General features: G+C 49.0%; 17 protein-coding genes. 8 read left to right on the forward strand and 9 right to left on the reverse strand.

Going from position 1 to position 16,869, the window contains the following annotated elements:
- Nucleotides 1–63: 63 nt before the first annotated feature.
- From BCV73_RS21045 to BCV73_RS35455, 8 genes are all read left to right on the forward strand, one after another.
- A complete protein-coding gene (locus BCV73_RS21045; RefSeq protein ID WP_089548434.1) occupies nt 64–1,038 on the forward strand; it encodes an NAD-dependent epimerase/dehydratase family protein in 975 nt (324 codons plus the stop codon).
- Between the two features lie 14 nt (nt 1,039–1,052).
- The gene (locus tag BCV73_RS21050; protein ID WP_076174164.1) at nt 1,053–2,054 is read left to right on the forward strand and encodes a glycosyltransferase family 4 protein; all 1,002 of its coding nucleotides are present in this window, start codon (nt 1,053–1,055) and stop codon (nt 2,052–2,054) included.
- A gap of 3 nt (nt 2,055–2,057) precedes the next feature.
- The gene (locus tag BCV73_RS21055) at nt 2,058–3,017 is read left to right on the forward strand and encodes a Gfo/Idh/MocA family protein (protein WP_076174161.1); all 960 of its coding nucleotides are present in this window, start codon (nt 2,058–2,060) and stop codon (nt 3,015–3,017) included.
- A complete protein-coding gene (locus BCV73_RS21060; protein ID WP_256992928.1) occupies nt 3,014–3,724 on the forward strand; it encodes an N-acetyltransferase in 711 nt (236 codons plus the stop codon). The genes BCV73_RS21055 and BCV73_RS21060 overlap by 4 nt, the downstream gene beginning before the upstream one ends.
- Nucleotides 3,725–3,745: 21 nt before the next feature.
- Nucleotides 3,746–4,864, forward strand: a complete 1,119-nt coding sequence (locus BCV73_RS21065; RefSeq protein ID WP_089548435.1) for a DegT/DnrJ/EryC1/StrS family aminotransferase — start codon at nt 3,746–3,748, stop codon at nt 4,862–4,864.
- Between the two features lie 13 nt (nt 4,865–4,877).
- Nucleotides 4,878–5,588 (forward strand): glycosyltransferase family 2 protein, encoded by a 711-nt coding sequence (locus BCV73_RS21070; protein ID WP_076174156.1) that lies wholly within the window; start codon nt 4,878–4,880, stop codon nt 5,586–5,588.
- A 284-nt stretch (nt 5,589–5,872) separates the two neighbouring features.
- Nucleotides 5,873–7,264, forward strand: a complete 1,392-nt coding sequence (locus BCV73_RS21075) for a glycosyltransferase family 4 protein (protein WP_076174154.1) — start codon at nt 5,873–5,875, stop codon at nt 7,262–7,264.
- Nucleotides 7,265–7,320: 56 nt separating this feature from the next.
- Nucleotides 7,321–7,530, forward strand: coding sequence for a hypothetical protein (locus BCV73_RS35455; RefSeq protein WP_218828165.1), 210 nt, complete (start codon nt 7,321–7,323; stop codon nt 7,528–7,530).
- 140 nt (nt 7,531–7,670) lie between these two features.
- On the opposite strand, the gene BCV73_RS21080 is transcribed toward BCV73_RS35455, so the two are convergent.
- The 9 genes from BCV73_RS21080 to BCV73_RS21125 form a co-directional block, all read right to left on the reverse strand.
- The gene (locus tag BCV73_RS21080; protein WP_076174461.1) at nt 7,671–8,732 is read right to left on the reverse strand and encodes a glycosyltransferase family 4 protein; all 1,062 of its coding nucleotides are present in this window, start codon (nt 8,730–8,732) and stop codon (nt 7,671–7,673) included.
- A 27-nt stretch (nt 8,733–8,759) separates the two neighbouring features.
- Nucleotides 8,760–9,095: a hypothetical protein gene (locus BCV73_RS21085; protein WP_076174152.1), complete on the reverse strand. Its 336-nt coding sequence runs from the start codon at nt 9,093–9,095 to the stop codon at nt 8,760–8,762.
- 304 nt (nt 9,096–9,399) lie between these two features.
- Nucleotides 9,400–10,614, reverse strand: a complete 1,215-nt coding sequence (locus tag BCV73_RS21095) for a glycosyltransferase family 4 protein (protein WP_089548436.1) — start codon at nt 10,612–10,614, stop codon at nt 9,400–9,402.
- A gap of 153 nt (nt 10,615–10,767) precedes the next feature.
- Nucleotides 10,768–11,484 (reverse strand): glycosyltransferase, encoded by a 717-nt coding sequence (locus BCV73_RS21100; RefSeq protein WP_076174141.1) that lies wholly within the window; start codon nt 11,482–11,484, stop codon nt 10,768–10,770.
- On the reverse strand, nt 11,481–12,413 hold the full coding sequence (locus BCV73_RS21105; protein ID WP_089548437.1) for an NAD-dependent epimerase/dehydratase family protein: 933 nt from the start codon (nt 12,411–12,413) through the stop codon (nt 11,481–11,483). The genes BCV73_RS21100 and BCV73_RS21105 overlap by 4 nt, the downstream gene beginning before the upstream one ends.
- Nucleotides 12,374–13,225: a dTDP-4-dehydrorhamnose reductase family protein gene (locus BCV73_RS21110; RefSeq protein WP_089548438.1), complete on the reverse strand. Its 852-nt coding sequence runs from the start codon at nt 13,223–13,225 to the stop codon at nt 12,374–12,376. The genes BCV73_RS21105 and BCV73_RS21110 overlap by 40 nt, the downstream gene beginning before the upstream one ends.
- Nucleotides 13,225–14,208, reverse strand: coding sequence for a polysaccharide biosynthesis protein (locus tag BCV73_RS21115; protein WP_076174136.1), 984 nt, complete (start codon nt 14,206–14,208; stop codon nt 13,225–13,227). Before BCV73_RS21115 ends, BCV73_RS21110 begins: the two co-directional genes overlap by 1 nt.
- On the reverse strand, nt 14,201–15,292 hold the full coding sequence (wecB, locus tag BCV73_RS21120; RefSeq protein WP_089548439.1) for a non-hydrolyzing UDP-N-acetylglucosamine 2-epimerase: 1,092 nt from the start codon (nt 15,290–15,292) through the stop codon (nt 14,201–14,203). Before wecB ends, BCV73_RS21115 begins: the two co-directional genes overlap by 8 nt.
- A 17-nt stretch (nt 15,293–15,309) precedes the next feature.
- The gene (locus tag BCV73_RS21125) at nt 15,310–16,755 is read right to left on the reverse strand and encodes a glycosyltransferase family 4 protein (RefSeq protein WP_076174131.1); all 1,446 of its coding nucleotides are present in this window, start codon (nt 16,753–16,755) and stop codon (nt 15,310–15,312) included.
- Nucleotides 16,756–16,869: the final 114 nt, after the last annotated feature.

The following is a 16,869-nucleotide window of genomic DNA, read 5'->3' on the forward strand; positions in this document are numbered from 1 at the left end:
TCCAGACCTTCGCAATTCATTCTGCTCTAAAAGGAAGGATCTTGATTACAAGGAGTGTACCTTATGGATATTTTAGTTACAGGCGGCGCAGGATTCATTGGATCCAACCTGGTGAAGAAATTGCTGTCCATGAATCACAGGGTGTGGTCACTTGATAATCTGTCTACCGGCTCTCTTACATTCCTTAACGAGGTTTTGCATCACCCGAATCATCGCTTTATTGAGGGTACCGTCTTGAACCGTGATCTCATGAAAACACTGATCCAACAAACAGATGTTGTTTTTCACTTATCCGCAGTACTTGGCGTTAAGAACACGGTGGAAAATCCGCTGAAAGTTATAGAAGGCAACATAGACGGTACAAGAAACGTACTGGAGCTCGCTTATGAAATGGGGAGAAAGGTTATCTTTGCCTCAACCTCTGAAGTATACGGCAAGAATCGTGATCTGCCGTTTCGTGAAGATTCGGACCGTGTTTATGGATCAACGTCCATTCATCGATGGTGTTATGCGACTGCAAAATCGTTAGATGAGCATATGTGCTTAGGCTATTCTCAGAAAGGCCTTCCTGTTACGATTCTGCGTTATTTTAATGCCTATGGCCCCGGTCAAACGAATTCCCAATATGGCATGGTCGTACCACGTTTTATTATGGCTGCCTTGGAAGGCCGGCCGCTGGAGGTTTATGGGGATGGGTCACAATCCCGATGCTTTACGTTTATTGACGATACAGTACAGGGGACAGTGCAGGCATTAAGCTCTAAGGCCGATGGCCTCATTTTCAATATTGGTTCTGAACAATCGATTACGATCAAGCAGTTAGCCGAGCTCGTGATTCGGATGACCGGGTCCCCGTCGGAGATTTTGATTAAGCCTTATGATGAGGCATATGGACCCGGGTATGAGGATATGCCAGCGCGCAAACCGGATTTAACTCGATCCAAAGGGATACTGGGATATGATCCGCAAGTCGGTATTGATCTCGGGTTAGAACGCACGATCGAATGGTACCGGCAGGAGCTTGGGATACACCGATGAAGGAGGGACGCATCATGTTTCATTTCAAGTTTGTTATGGATAATTTCCACGCCTCAGCCATGTCGGGGCCATTCACAGAAGCCAATATGAGGGCCAAATGGCTTCCTTATTATTGTCCGCCTGATATACAGATCGGATTTGCCCCAAATCCGGGACAATTTCCGATCTACCCGAGTAACGCCCTGATTGTCGGTAAAGAGGATATTGGCTGGTGGAACCATTATGTACAAAACTATACCGAGGATTTTCAGGTTTATAAGGGAAGATATTGGAGCACGGGTCCTAATTTCGACCAATACCGGCCAGTCGAACGCTATGTTCCGCTAGTCGTGTATTCGGAATTTCAGAAGCAGTATATGAAGGATTTAAATTACCCTGAGCATCTCATTCATATCATTCCAAACATGGTTGACAGTGAGATTTTTTACCCCAGGCCAAAAGGTAATGAGATTATAGTTGGCTGGATCGGTCACGATTTAAATGGTTTGCTGAAAGGACCGGAAGTTATGCCATTCCTTGCACGCCGGTTCCCGCATATCCGGTTCGAGATGATTATGGCCCCCCCACCAACGAATCAGGAAGGCTGGTTAAATGATCACCCTCCAAATCTATTAATTCGAACGAATGTGCCTCATAACCAAATGGCTGACATCATTAGCCGCTGGCACGTTCTCGTATGCGGAAGTAAAAGCGAAACCTTCTCCAATCAGATTGCGGAGGCTATGTCTTGTGGTGTACCGGTTATTGCAGCCGCAATGGGCGCCATCTATCATACCGCACCTAGTCAGCGCTTGATTTTCGACGTCAATTGGGGTTCGCCTCCATATTGGTGGCTGCCTGAGGCGCTGGAGAAATACGCCACCGCTCTTCACGAAGTTATTTCCAGCGCGGCCTACCGTGATAGCCTCTCGATAAAGGCTATAAATGATAGTAAACGATTTTCACCCCAAGAAGTATGCAAGAAGTGGTATGACTTTATGTATTTATGCCGTGAAATCGTAGAAAGAGGAGAATAAACCATGAGGGTAGGTGTCATTGGTGCAGGAGTCATGGGTGAAAATCACGTTCGGGTATATACTGCGTTGCCAAATGACTGCGAACTGATAGGGATATATGACGCTGATCAAGAGCGGGCACAGCACATCTCCGCTAAGTACCAGACAATGGCCTTCAAAAGTTTAGATGAGCTTCTTGGGCAGGTTGACGCGGTGTCGATTGCAGTTCCCACTTTTCATCATTACCAAGTCGGCCTGGCATGTATAGCCAAAGGTGTTCACATGCTGATGGAAAAACCGCTCGCTCAAAATATGAAGGAAGGTACGGATTTAATTAAGCGAGCTGCTGAGGCCGGCGTGAAGCTGCAAGTCGGGCATATCGAACTGTATAATCCCGTCATTCGGGTATTGCGTCAAATCATTGAGCAGGAAGAGGTCGTTGCGGTAGACGTTCACCGTATGAGTCCATTCGAAGCCAGATGGCAAAACGTCAATGTTGTCGATGATCTGATGATTCACGATATTTACATTATGAACCATCTGTTTAAGACAAGAACCGAGGCAACCCAGGCGGTCGGATATGTCGATCATGGCATCATTCGCCATGCGGCGGCGCTCCTTCGAATGGACAATGGGATCATCGCACAGGTAACGGCGAGTTATATTACAGAGGAAAAGATTCGAACCATTCGAATTGTGACCAAGACCGCTTTCATTCAAGCCGACTTATTGGATAAACAGGTGCTTATCACCCGTTCGACTCGCTTTTATCAAACCTCGTTAAACATGAATTACGCCCAACAAAATATCGTTGAGAAAATTGCCGTTCCCATACAGGAGCCCTTGTGGCTGCAGCTGCTTGATTTTATTACATGCATCAAAAAAGGAACGCAGCCCAATGTACCCGGTGAAGGTGGACTTCTGGTCATGGAAATCACCGGAGAAATCACGAAGAAGATTTTACAAGCGGAGGAATCCAGATGAGTGAGCGAAACGATGATTCGACGAACGTGATCTCGACGAAAGCGATGATCGGCAAAGATGTCGTGCTCGGCCATCATATCGTAATTGAATCGGGAGTCACGATTGGAGACCGGGTCCGGATTGGCCATCACTCCGTCATCCTTCAAAACACAGTCATTGGAGATGGCGTATCTATTGGAAACGGCAGCTTCCTCGGCTGTCAACCCTTTAAAAATTCCAAAGTCATTCATCATATCACAGATCAAAAAGGACTGGTCATCGGCAAAGGATCAAACATTGGCAACGGAACCGTTATTTATGCAGGCAGCCAACTGGGGGAAGACGTCATGGTCGGCGATTTGGCCAGCATCAGGGAACAAACAAACATTGGCCATTCGACGGTAGTAGGGCGCAATGCAAAGGTGGAGTGCCGGACAGAAATCGGAAATCAATGCGTCATCCAGACCGGGGCGTATATTACCGCGGACATGATCATCGAAGACAACGTATTTATTGGTCCGGAAGCTTCTACTTCGAATGACAAATACATGGAGCCTACAAAGGTCCCTCTGAAAGGGCCACATATTAAGAAAGGAGCCAGAATCGGCAATAACGCGACGCTGCTGCCAGGTATCGTTATCGGAGAAAATGCGATAATCGGTGCAGGGGCCATCGTTACGAAGGACGTCGCGGACGGAATGACTGTCAAAGGCGTCGCGGCTAAGTGACTTGGAAGGAGGGTCTCACCCATGCAACCCATTCCTTTATTTGATCCACAATCAGAATATCGGGTCTTACGAAATGAGCATATTCTGGATGCATTGTCCGAGGTTCTGGATAAAGGTATTTTTGTCGCAGGACCTGAGGTGAAGCGGTTTGAAGCGGAGATAGCGCTGCTTACTCGAACGAAACATGCCGTATCGACGGCCAATGGAACGGACTCTCTCATCCTCACCTTATTGGCAAACGGGATCGGACCTGGAGACGAAGTGATTACTTCCCCCTTTACATTCTTTGCGACAGCCGAAGCTATTGTACGCGTAGGAGCAACGCCTGTTTTTGCCGACATCGATGAGCGAACGTATAACCTTTCTCCAGCACACGCGGAAGCAAAGATAACGGCGCGTACCAAAGCGATCATCCCCGTACATCTATTCGGGCAGCCAGCAGATATGGACGCATTTGCCGAACTGGCACATCGGTATTCTCTGATCATTATTGAAGATGCATGTCAGGCCATAGGTGCAGAATATAAAGGCAAACAGGTAGGCAGCTTAGGCCATGCGGCTTGCCTCTCCTTTTATCCCACTAAAAATCTAGGCGGCTTCGGCGACGGAGGCATGGTTACGAGTAATGATGACGAAATGGCTGATCGTATCCGGGTACTCGCTTTCCACGGGATGGGAAAGCTTAAATATTATCACGAGGCCGTGGGACTTAACAGCCGGCTGGACGAGATTCAGGCCTTGATGCTGAGAATCAAAATGCAAAAATTAAGCGCATGGACGAAACGCCGCCAGGAACTGGCACAGCGCTACACGAATCAACTCGTGCAGCTGAACGACGTGATTCTACCATACTGCGATTCAGCTTGCAGCCATGTCTATCATTTATACGTCATACAGGTTCCGGATCCAGACAAATTATTACTCCACATGGATCAGCATGGAATTACTACTGCCCGCTATTATCCATGTCCGCTTCATTTACAGCAAGCATTCTCCTCTTTAGGGTATAACGTCGGAGACTTCCCTGTTTCTGAAAAGGCAGCCGAGCATGCGCTCGCACTTCCCGTGCATCCCTTTCTTACCGATGATCAGCAGCAGTATATCATTGATACGCTTGTGGCTTTCAGCCACGTTAAATAAAGGAGGTCAATACGTGAAATTCCAAAGAATTCCTAACCTGGCCAGTATTGTAGTAGGTGCGTATAATGCTTCTCGACATATCGAGGAAACACTGGATAGCCTGATTCATCAAACCTACCCTTTTATTGAAATTGTTGTTGTCAATGACGGTTCTACAGATAATACAGACCTAATCATTCAACAATGGGTGCAGAAGCATAGAGATCATCCCGTAATAAGAGAAAACAGATTTGTCTACCATCCGCTGCCTTATAATATCGGATTTTCCGGTGCGTTTACCACAGGCTATTTTTTAGCAAGAGGCGAGTTTATTGCCACAATGGCGGCAGATGACCTCTCGCACCCGGAGCGGATCGCAAAACAGGTCGCATTTTTACAGGCAAATACAAACTTCTGTCTTTGTGGATCAGGAATAGCTTGCTTCGTAGATGGAAACTTTGAGCAGCAGTTTGTCACCGACTTCGTAAAGTATGGTTATGAGAATATTGCCGGCATTTATTTGTCAGGCGGTCATTGTGTATGCCATGGCGCGCTAATGATGCGCGGTTCTTTGTTCGATCTGCTTGGCGGGTTGGAGCGTTATCCGGCAGGAACGGAGACAACGACCGAAGACGTGTATTTTATTACAAGATATGTGCTTAGGGGCTATTCGGTTGAGAACCTGCCTGAAATATTGTACTACTATCGGATTTATCCGGAGCAGCGGTCGCAGCAAGGATTTTGATCGTATTTGCAATGGGGAGGACTTCCTCAAACAGACCATTATAGAAATAGGATCCGGTCGTCTTGAAAAACAGGCGGCCGGATCATTTTATTTTTACATAATTATTATCTCCGTGTCTGTCATGGGTGCTGTAGATTGGTGGCCGCTTTTTTAAATGATGCAGGCGTACCTCCCGATAAAAACGTAAATTTGCTGCGGGGCAAATGGGTATATGTACGTGAGCAATGGTATGAACAGCTCATATGATATGGGGACGACAGATTAGTCAATCGGGAGATGAACAGATGAGAATATTAATCGCCTGCAGTTGGGCGCTGCCTAATGCTGGTGGCGTGAACACTTATGTCAATCAACTGACCAAAGCATTACAACGCGCGGGGCATACCACTGATATCTTCTCCCCGACGCCGGACGGCCAGGGATTTCGGATCTCCAATAAAGACTTGTATATAGAAAGAGGAAGGCTGCAATCCTTGATCGCCGACCAGACACACCAGTATATGGATCAACATCTACCAGGAATTCATCCATGGATTAAGCAATCCGAGATCGATCGATACTGCTTGGAAGCCGCTATCATGTATTTCGGTTTGGCAGAATACGATCTGATTCATGCGCAGGACATCGTGAGCGCCCATGCCATGTCACGTGTTAAACCGCCACATACCCCCTTAGTAACGACAATTCACGGATGTCTCGCCAAGGAAGTGTTTGTTGAATGGACGGAAATGGGATTGCCCGAGCAAGATCAAAGCTCTCCCCTATGGCGCTATTGCTCCTTGCGCGAATATCTGGGTGCAACCGTTAGCGATGTGACCATTACTCCATCACAATGGCTCAAAGATATATTGGTTCAAGAATTTTCTGTTCCCGAACACCATGTTGTGGTTAGCCCTTACGGTATAGATGTGGATGAATTTCAACAAAACATGATGCGTGTAGCCACCATACCGAAACCTACCGCAAAAAAAGTGTTTATGTGTCCTGCACGCTTCGATGCTGTAAAAGGGCACATCTATCTGCTTCATGCTCTATCTAAGCTGAAAGAAGAACGCACAGATTGGGTTTGCTGGCTTGTTGGTGACGGATCACTCCGAGATAAATTAAAGCGAGCCGTGCAGGAACTTGGTCTCACGGACCACGTTACCTTTTTGGGAAATCGTGATGATATCCCGGAATTGTTACACCAAGCAGACCTCATTGTCCTCCCGAGCATCCAAGACAACCAGCCTTTCGCCATTATTGAAGCCCAAGTTGCTGGTAAACCGATTATCACTTCTAATGCCGGTGGCATTCCTGAAATGATAAAAAGTGCATCAAATGGATTTGTATTTCGCAGCGGAGATAGCGATCAGTTATATATTTTACTGCGATCTGCTTTAGAGAACCCCGCAATGTTCCTTTCCGTCGCAAATCAAGCCAGAGAACAAGGAGAAATATACTGGTCTTTACCTGCATTAACCTCCCGCCTACATGAGTTGTATGAGCTCGCACGCAGCAAGCATCTCGATCAAGGTAACGAAATTGCTCCAGATCATGATCTGCAAAATCAAAACACTTCAGAAGGAGGAGATGGAAAATGGAGCAGTCAAAGAAGAAGGCGCCTATTACTCAGAAGAAAAAGAAAAGTACGCTTCCTGAAAAGAAGAAGACTGCTAAGAAAAAAACAGCCATAAAGCGAATCCGCCAAAAAAAACTTTATCAAAGACGGAAGCGCAAAAAATGGAGGTACATGCTAAGGAGCTTATCTATTAGAAACAAGAAAAAAAACAAGACTAAAGATGATCCACCGCTCACACTCGCTTCCATATTTTCATTACCGGGACTCCCTCCTTATGAAGAAGAAATTTGGAATCCAATTCTTAGATCACTTCAAGCTAATTCTATAGATTATAAAATTCCTGATATGAGCATCATCCAGCCGCTTAGCGGGGTGAGTTAGCAGCGATGCCAGGGAATCACCCTTGTCGAAACCGGCGCAGTCTTAACAAATAAGGGCTTACCGTTACCCAACGGCAGGCCCTTATTTGTTTGTGGTTATACATTTTGTTTAAAACATCAAGTCACTGTCCGTTTTAAAATTTAGATGTTGTTCAACATATCAATGAAATTTACGCTATACCTATACGGAGTAAATTCTGTCTTAACTAAGTGCTGAGCAGCATCCCTAATGCTTTCCCTCAGTCCAACATCTTGCATGAGGTTCAATCCCTCAATGACAGCCTGGTGAACATTTCCCAGATTATAGTTCTTTCCTGTAACATTATGCTTGATGGTGATCGTTACTCCATCGGAATTGGTTGCTAAAATAGGGCATCTGCAGCTCATCGCTTCCAATACCGATAGTGGCCCACCCTCCACTTTCGAAGTGGAGCACATAAATCCGCCCGAATCTCCAATCGAAGAATAATAGTACTGCATTTCTTGATTCGGGATATTAGCATGCATGGTTAGCCGGGGGCCCAGCTGCAAGTCGTCCACAACTTTTAAAAACTGCTGGCGTTGATCGGGGTCACCAAGATTGGGATCCTCAAACATCCACAGCTGCAAATCGGGCACAAAATGCGTTAGTTGATGGCCGATATACAAAAATTCCCGCCAGTTTTTATTATCGTCTATCCTTCCCAGCCAGGCGATGACCGGGTAGGAAAGCTTGGTCGTTTGGCGATAGGTAAACGTCTCCGAATTAATACTGTTAGGAATGATATAACAGGGGATGTACGGAAACAGTTCCTGGAATAAAGCAGTGATATGCGGTGTGCTGGGGTTCATTAAGGCGGATGCGTAAGCATTCACATAGGGAACGGCCTCGGTCAGCTTGCTTCGGGCTACCTCTTGTGGCCCGTAACCCTGAATTTCAAGCACCAGCTTGCCGGTATATCCAAGTTGGCGGAACCGGGGGAAGCTCTCATGATCTGTCGTAACTACGATCACGTCATAACCGCCCGCATCCAGTATTTGTTTGATTTCCGCGTCATCATTGGTAATATAGATCGGAAAATCCGCCCTGTTCTGCATGCCCGCCCCCCAGAAATAATACAAGCAGGAAGCCTCGATTCCATGATTCCTCAGTTCATGGCAGCGCAAACGATTGATCGTATCCATCCCGCCGCTCGGCACGTAAAATACAAATAAGACCTTCATTGACTCCTCCTCCCGTCCTGCAGCCATTTAGTTTTCTCTCATCGTGTCCTCCTGTGTGTACTCAGCAATCAACATGCCCTGATTCTTTATCTTGAAAACGACACCCGTATGCGCCAGGTTATTGATGTTGGTAACAAGTACTAGCTCAAACGGTGAATAGTTAGTCATAATATCGTGAACACCAACCCACTCATCCGCCCCCGCATGGATCAGGCCGATATAAAATAGTCCCTCAATGCCATACCCGTGGATCAGCATTTCAAAGGGAACTTCCCCGGAATTGTTTATCTCCAAATCAACAGATTGAATACAGCGGCTGTTTATGGGCCCGTCGGCATTCGACACCAGTCGCAATATGGACATATTTATTCCCCCTGTGATTTATTTGGACGTTTTTGCCATATGAGGTACCGCCCTGGGGACGGTACGTGGGATAGATTATCGCTCTCCTATATCAAAGGGGCGGTCTAATTGCAGAACAGGGATATCCGGCAGCTTGTAATCCTTCGGGAGATTCGCAAAAATCTGATTCCAGACCAAATAATCTACCTTTATTTCCAAATGGGAAGACTGGACCGTGAAAATACGGTTATATAAATCACCTATGACCTTAAAAGGTTCTTCAGACATAAGCCTCTCAATCCTTTCCTGGGCTCTTGATTCAAGCCTAGCCAATAACCTGACGATACAGTTCCAACAGCCGCCCAACCATCCGATCCAAGGACCAGTGCTCCTCTCCCCAGGCGGAAGCATTGCGGCCGAGTTGTTTGCGTAACTTCTCATCCTCCAGAAGCTGATGCAAATGCTGCGTCAAGGATACCGGATCTTTTATCGGCGAAACAAGACCCGTCCGGCCATGTTCAACCATCTCCGGCAGGCCGCCGGCATTCGATACGCACGCAGGGAGCCCGGCAATCTGTGCTTCCATGACCGAGAACGGCTGATTGTCCTGGATGCAGGAGTGCACGAATATATCCGACTGCATGAGAAGAGCTGGGATGTCATGGCGTTCGCCTAGGAACAAAACGTCATTGCTCAAGGCCAACCCGTCAACCTGCCGCTGCAGTTCTTCCATCTTCTCCCCGTTCCCGACGATCCAGCATACCCAATCCTGCCGAATATATTTCAGCATGCCAAGCGCCGATATAAGCACATCGATTCCTTTGACAAAAGACAATCGGGCCGGGAAGATGATCACCTTTTTATCCACAGGGCGCTGCATGTTGGTTCCAGCCTGGGCCTTCCTCCAAAAATCGAGGGTATCCAAACCGTACTGGAATACGCAAACTCTGTTCTCAGGGACCCCGAAATCACGTATCAGTTCGTTTTTCTGCCAATGGGTTGACGTAATCGTAACGGCACCGGAGGTAGCCCCATAGTACTCGATAGACTTCAGATACTTCCATGCAGGCGATCCCTCTGTGATGCCAAGGTGAGGATTCAATCGAAAATGATTGTGGAGCTCCCCGGAAACCGAGCCGTGTACCTGCGCTACCAGGGGCACGTGAGCCGGCTTCACGCGGCTGATCGCTCTAGCCGCAAAAATATCTTGGGTGTGTATAATATCATATTGATCAAGACCGAAGTATGCGGCGGAAAGTTCCAAATGATATCGGTCCTCTTCGTAGAAATAAATGATCCGATCAGCATGCAGCTGAGGTGCATATTCCTGTGCCAGCTTGGCGGACAGAAACGGGCGAATTCGGTCCTTGGGGAGCTCCCGGCCGCGGTTTACGATGTGGAATTTAGAATAATCCGGGCTGTTTCCAAAAAGATCCACCTGATGTCCCATCGCTTCTAGCCTCTGTTGGAGTTGTGTCATATACTTCCATACTCCGCCAACATGGGGAATCAGCCAGTAGGTTGCCAGTAAAATCTTCATCTCTTCTCCTTCCTATGAGTCCGGTGGGATACTGGATTCACCGATCTCACTTCTGTGCCGTCAGCTTATATCAAATTGATGAAAGAAAGCACCAAAACCAAGGGTTCCGGTGCTTTCAGTGAATCTGGCGAAGATCACCGGGCAGACTGCCTATTATTCCATCATGGCTGAGATTCGGCCAATCGCGTAACTGACCTTCTGCCAAGTGACCGCACTCTCCCGTTTAATGACTTCCTGATGCCGCAGGGTTCCCATCGCCTCATGCCAGCGGTAGCCGACCAGCGCTTCGTTTAAGTAATGAAACGAAAAGCCGGCTTGAATCGCCCTGCCCCACATCTCCAGGTCATGCGTGTATGGAAGGGACTCATCGAACAGCCCGATGTAACAAAATAATTCTTTTCTCATCATGACCGTGCACCCGTTAACTGGGTTGGCATGGCTCAGAAAGTACCGGTAGAAATCAATCATCCGTTCATATGATACGCCCGCATGGTACTTCACAACTTGACTGTTCTTGTCGATATTATTGAAATTGGTATGGGAGATCCACGCATTCCTCTCCAGCATGAATAACACCTGGTTATTGATTTTGTCCCTGTAAAACAAATCGTCTGAGCTCAGCCACGCGATATATTCTCCCGACGCATGGCGGATTCCGTGGTTGAGTGCACTGGCAGTGCCTCCGTTAGCTTTTCCCAGATAATGAATGTAGGGCCTGTAAGGTGCCAATCGTTCGGCATGCTGTGTCGATCCGTCATCGACCACAATGATCTCTATGGGGCTGTAGGACTGCGACAGGGCGCTTTCAACCGCCTGCCCTACATATGGATCGTTGTAAAAAGGGATGACGATCGTGACTAAAGGTCTCATTTGGAATCACCTCCACAGGTACGAAAGTATTCGAGAACATCGGTAAGGGATGTGCGGAGAGGAATGGAAGGTTCCCAGTCCAGTCCCTTCATCCTGGGGGCCGTATTCTTTGGATTCCCCTGGCTGGAATTCTCTCCTTCGCGCCACTCGATAGGGAATGGCTTCTCAAAAATGTCCATATAAAGATCTGTAATTTCGCCGAGTGTATATTCTTTTCCTGACCGGACGGAGTAGATCTCTCCGGGGAGTCCTTGCTCCAGCAAAATCTTATAAGCTATAACCGCATCACGGACGTCTAAAAAGTCTCTGCGTATGATGCGTGAGGGAATGTGGAAAGCTTCATCCGTTTCCCCCCGTTCCCAGGCTGAGATATGCTGCCCCAGCAAACTGCAGAAGCCTCTCGACGGACCCGGGCCTATAAGATTAGACGGCTCTGCCAGAATGATAGCCTGGCCGAACAGCTCTTTCCATGATAGGGCCGCTGCCTTCTGCAAACTTTTGCTCAGGCCGTAGGGGTGAGGCGGCCTAAACGGCGGATACAGAGGAAAAACCAGCATTGAACCGGTGATCAATATCCGACAGAAAGGATAAGGACGGAGGGCATTCAGGAGATAGAGCGTTGGGAGCACGTTGGTTTCCATATAGAGCACCGGTTCCGTCCAAGACTCGGGCACCGAGTTCTTGCCGGCCAGATGCAGGACATAATCCGGAGCAATGGTCCCGACAAGCTCTTCAATGCCCTTCTTGTCAAGGAGATCGCATGTATAGTATTGGACGCCCTCAACCTTATCGTCTTCGCTGATATGACGAACCAAAGCGGCAACCTGCATACCCTCCCCGGCAAAATACCGGCAGGCATGGCTGCCGGTAAACCCCGAAGCTCCGGTGATTAGAATGATGCGCTGTAGGGAGTCGTTTCTCGCATCCATTGTTTCAGCTCCTTCAGCATGTCTCGATAAGGCGGAACCTTGTAAGTCCAGTCGCCTCGAGTCGAAACCAGCGTCCGGTCCTGAACGGGGGTATGACCCGCAACCACGGTCACATCCTCCAGGTTCCAAATCTCTTGGAACAAGAGAAGAAGATCGTGCTTGCTGATCGGTTCCGGATGAGCCAGATGAATCAGCCCAGATAATGATGGCGTAAATAATGCAGTATCGATCGCTTTTGCCAGTTCCAGCGTGGTTACCCCGTTCCAGAACACGTTGCAGTACCCTGTCACGATTCCCCGCTGGTGCATGAACCAGTGCATCAGCCCGATTCCGTGCGAGCGGATCTCCGGGCCGATGATGGAGGTACGGATCGTCAAATGTCCCGGGGCTTGGACTTCCCCCAGCGCTTTGGTCATTGCGTAGACGCTCGTTCCATCGGGTACGTCGCTCTCCCGGTAACCTCCGCGCGTTCCTTCGAACACGCAGTCGGTGCTGATATGAATCAATCTGGCCCCGACCGAATCCGCCGCCCGGCGGAGACGATGCGGCAGAAAGCCGTTGATATGGTAGGCATTGATTTTGTCCTCTTCCGCAAAATGGTTGAGTACGCCGATGGCATTGATGATGCAATCGGGTCTCACGATCTCGACCAATTTATCCACTGTCCCGATATCGGAAGCATCCATGATTAGTCCACCGCTGTTGCGGGGATCCCGGGTCGTGTAGAAGACCTGGTGCTTGCTTTGCAGCTTGAAATAATCGACCAGCATATGGCCTGCCATCCCGCTTGCTCCCAGGATCAACAGCTTCATTATAAGAACCCCCCGCGCTCCAAAATATTGCGGATTTCCTCTTTGCTCATCAGGTGGGTGTTTGAAGAGAAGCTGCTGAACGAGACCGGCTGGCAGTGACTGTACCGATATTTCAGGCCAGGTATGTTGAGTGTCGGCAAAATGACCAGATATTCTTCGTCAAACACGACGGTCGAAAGACTCTCATAGTCGCTCATCAAAATTTCATGAATTTTTTCACCCGGACGAACGCCGGATTCAACAATTTGAACATCCTCCCGTCCGGAAGCCTCGATCAACACCTCCGCCAAATCTACGATCCGGCAGGCCGGCATCATCATGACGAAAATTTCGCCGCCGACGCTTTCTTCCGCCGCTTTGAACAGCACGGCGATCGCATCGCGAAGCGTTAAGAAGAAACGTGTCATTTTCATGTCGGTGATAGACACATAGCCCTTATTACGTATCTGTTCTTTGAACACATGCACGACGCTGCCGTTGGTTCCAAGCACATTGCCCCCACGCACGGTGACGAATCGGGTATCGGTGTGAAGCAGATTCGCGTATACGATCAATTTCTCCCCGATGGCCTTCGTCATCCCATAAAAGTTGGAGGGATTTGCAGCCTTGTCAGTCGAAATATAGAACACTTTCTTAACTTTATTTTCAATTGCGGCCTCGATGACGTTCTGTGTGCCGATCACGTTCGTTTTCAGTGCTTCATAAGGCTGATCCTCGCATACCGGAACATGCTTAAGGGCCGCCAGATGAAACACGTAATCGATATTTTGGCATGCCGCCATCAAAGCTTCTTTGTCACGAATGTCTCCGATCCGGAAATGCAGCCGGTCATTTTCGAATTCCCGGCTCATGGCGACTTGAGAGGATTCATTCCGCGAGAAAACCACCACTTCCTTTGGAATGAGCGGCAGCAATTGGGCAATTAACTCATAGCCCCATGATCCGGTGCCACCGGTCACCAATATACGCTGATTTTCAAACATGCACATTCCCTCCAAGCAGAAATTTGACAACCTTATCCGATACATCTTCGGCCAGGTATCCCTGGGGACACTGCCACATCGTGTTCAACTCAAGCATCAGGGCAGCTGAATCGGCAATCCGCTTCGCATCGACGCCTGATACGATGTTGCTCCCGCAATCCACCGTTTCCGGCCGCTCCGTCGTTCGCCTCATCGTGACAGTCGGTACCTGCATAATGCAGCACTCTTCCTGCACGGTTCCGCTGTCCGTTAGTGCACAGCAGGCAGATCGCTCCAATTGGACAAAGTCGAAAAATCCAAAGGGTTCATGAAATTCCACCAGAGGGTTCATGGAAAATCCGGAGTGCTCGGCAATCCGTGAAGCGGTCCGGGGATGAATGCTGCAGATGATACGACGGCCGTGATTTTCAGCGATCAGGTTGAGCCCCTGCATAATCTGCTCCAGATGCTCTGGCCGGTCCACATTCTCCGCACGGTGCGCGGTGACAAGAAAATACTCCTTCGGCTTAAGACCCAGGGTTTTCAGAATATTGCTGCTCCGGGTCTGGGGTTCGTAATACTTCATCACTTCATAAATGGGGTTTCCTGTAAGAACGATCCGATTGCTCGGAAAACCCTCGGCAATCAAATGCTTCTTGCTCTGTTCTGTATACGGCATATTAATAGAAGAAATCGTATCGATGATACGCCGGTTCTTCTCCTCCGGAACGTTCAGGTCGAAGCAGCGGTTTCCGGCCTCCATGTGTACCACGGGATATCCGAGCCTTTCGGCCAAAATCGCGCAAAGAGCGCTGTTGGTGTCCCCAAGAAGCAAAATTTTGTCGGGCTGCTCCCGCTTCAGGATTTCTTCCATTTGGGAGAACATCGCCGACAGCTGCATTCCCAGGGAAGCTGCCGAGTCCTGCAGCACGTAATCGGGCTTTCGCAATCCCAGTTGGCTAAAAAAGATCCCGCTCAGCCTTTCTGCAAAATTCTGTCCGGTATGCACCAGCACGTGGCGCTCCGCATACCGGTCCAGCTTCGGAAGTACGAGACTGAGGCGGATGATTTCTGGCCTTGTACCCAAAATGGTCATAATTCTCATATCTTCCGTCTCCTAATCTATCGTTTCGCTGCCCTCCGTCGCCCGACGGATTTACGCTTCTTGCTCCTCGATCTTCGGAAGGTTTTTCCTCGCGCGGATCTTCGTGGCCTTTTCGCGAGCTTCTTCAACTTCCTTTTGCGGGTAATCCGTATATAATAGAATCTTCTTCGACTGGACCTCCGCACTTTGCGGGGGGCCTGTGCCTTGTCAACCGGGGGCTCCGCTTGTACCTGGGGTCCCTCCACCAGGAGGGGGGCTCGGTTTCCGGCTGTCAGCCAATGAGGATGGTATTCGCGCCATTGACTGATGATTTGATCCAGCCTCCATTGGTAGGCTTCAATTCCGTACAACGCCCTCGCCGCCGCTTCATTGTGTATGCCGATATTCTTCAAGGCATCCGGATCGCTCAGCAGCATGGCAACCTTATCGGCGAGCCCTTGGGCGTCCCCGACGGGTACCGCCAAATGTCCATTGCCTGTACTTTCCATCAGCTCACCGAGCCCCCCGGATGCAAAGGCCACAACCGGTTTTCCGCACAACATGCCTTCCAGCGCGGTCATGCCAAAACCCTCGGACACCATGCTCGGTACGACCAGAATGTCCATCGCGCTGTAAACCGACTGAACCGATTCCACGAACGGGATAAATTGGAATCTTGATCTATAACCCGAAAATCTGACATCCGCCAAACAGGCATCGTAATAACGGTGATCCGCAGCCCGGCCGATGATCACAAAACGGCAATCGGGATGGCCCGGGCATAGTGACAACGCCATACGAATAAACTCTCTAAGGCCCTTTTCCGGATGAATAAAAGCGGAAATGTAGCCGATGCACTTATGTTCCTCTTTTAGCCCGATCCCCTTTCGTTCGCTCTGCCTTACGAGATTACCAAAGGAGTGAAGCCGCTCGCTGTCCGTCGATGGAGGGAGCAGGCTGATCGGACTGCTAATTCGCCCGTAAAACACACGGGCGGCAGACTCCGAAATCGCAATGATCCAATCGCTGTAATTGTCTACAATGGTTAGCACTTCCGACGTGAATTCGTTCTCCTGAATCACCTCCGTCACTTTCCAAATGACGGGGATTCCCAGCTGTTTAGCGGCGAACGCGGGCAGCGCGTTGACGATCGTGTTCGTCAGCACCAAATCAGGCGCGGTCTCTCCGATGAGCCTGACGACAGAAGCATAATCGGGATGGCTGCGTAGCTCATCGGCATTCAGCGGCAGCCGGGAATCCGGAGTATACATCCCGTATAGCAAGGGAAAGGTCTGAATCATGACCACCGTTCCCTGCTTTCGGGCGTGGTCTGTCAGCTTACCTTCACCTGGAGCCACCAAGATGCAATTGAAATAAGACGCCATGCATCGGCAGAACAGGAGCAGCAGCTTCTCGGCTCCTGTAATGCTTTTGGTGTTGCTGACATGCGAGAACAGCATCAATTTGGGTTTAGTCATATCCATGTTTTAGGCCCACCTGCAAAAATCCGTACAGGGGTGCGAATCACACCTCCTTTCACCCAGATAATACAAGATATGAGAGGCGACACTTGCCGGCACTGACACATGCTACCCGTC

Source organism: Paenibacillus sp. SSG-1 (assembly GCF_002224835.1).
Taxonomy (GTDB): Bacteria; Bacillota; Bacilli; order Paenibacillales; family Paenibacillaceae; genus Paenibacillus_AQ; species Paenibacillus_AQ favisporus.

Coding starts and splice junctions, on each gene's coding strand:
- BCV73_RS21110 (WP_089548438.1), bottom strand. CDS start 13,225: ATGAAGCTGTTGATCCTGGGAGCAAGCGGGATGGCAGGCCATATGCTG.
- BCV73_RS21080 (WP_076174461.1), bottom strand. CDS start 8,732: ATGAAGGTCTTATTTGTATTTTACGTGCCGAGCGGCGGGATGGATACG.
- BCV73_RS21125 (WP_076174131.1), bottom strand. CDS start 16,755: ATGGATATGACTAAACCCAAATTGATGCTGTTCTCGCATGTCAGCAAC.
- BCV73_RS21085 (WP_076174152.1), bottom strand. CDS start 9,095: ATGTCCATATTGCGACTGGTGTCGAATGCCGACGGGCCCATAAACAGC.
- BCV73_RS21095 (WP_089548436.1), bottom strand. CDS start 10,614: ATGAAGATTTTACTGGCAACCTACTGGCTGATTCCCCATGTTGGCGGA.
- BCV73_RS21065 (WP_089548435.1), top strand. CDS start 3,746: ATGCAACCCATTCCTTTATTTGATCCACAATCAGAATATCGGGTCTTA.
- BCV73_RS21045 (WP_089548434.1), top strand. CDS start 64: ATGGATATTTTAGTTACAGGCGGCGCAGGATTCATTGGATCCAACCTG.
- wecB (WP_089548439.1), bottom strand. CDS start 15,292: ATGAGAATTATGACCATTTTGGGTACAAGGCCAGAAATCATCCGCCTC.
- BCV73_RS21050 (WP_076174164.1), top strand. CDS start 1,053: ATGTTTCATTTCAAGTTTGTTATGGATAATTTCCACGCCTCAGCCATG.
- BCV73_RS21075 (WP_076174154.1), top strand. CDS start 5,873: ATGAGAATATTAATCGCCTGCAGTTGGGCGCTGCCTAATGCTGGTGGC.
- BCV73_RS21060 (WP_256992928.1), top strand. CDS start 3,014: ATGAGTGAGCGAAACGATGATTCGACGAACGTGATCTCGACGAAAGCG.
- BCV73_RS35455 (WP_218828165.1), top strand. CDS start 7,321: ATGCTAAGGAGCTTATCTATTAGAAACAAGAAAAAAAACAAGACTAAA.
- BCV73_RS21100 (WP_076174141.1), bottom strand. CDS start 11,484: ATGAGACCTTTAGTCACGATCGTCATCCCTTTTTACAACGATCCATAT.
- BCV73_RS21105 (WP_089548437.1), bottom strand. CDS start 12,413: ATGGATGCGAGAAACGACTCCCTACAGCGCATCATTCTAATCACCGGA.
- BCV73_RS21115 (WP_076174136.1), bottom strand. CDS start 14,208: ATGTTTGAAAATCAGCGTATATTGGTGACCGGTGGCACCGGATCATGG.
- BCV73_RS21055 (WP_076174161.1), top strand. CDS start 2,058: ATGAGGGTAGGTGTCATTGGTGCAGGAGTCATGGGTGAAAATCACGTT.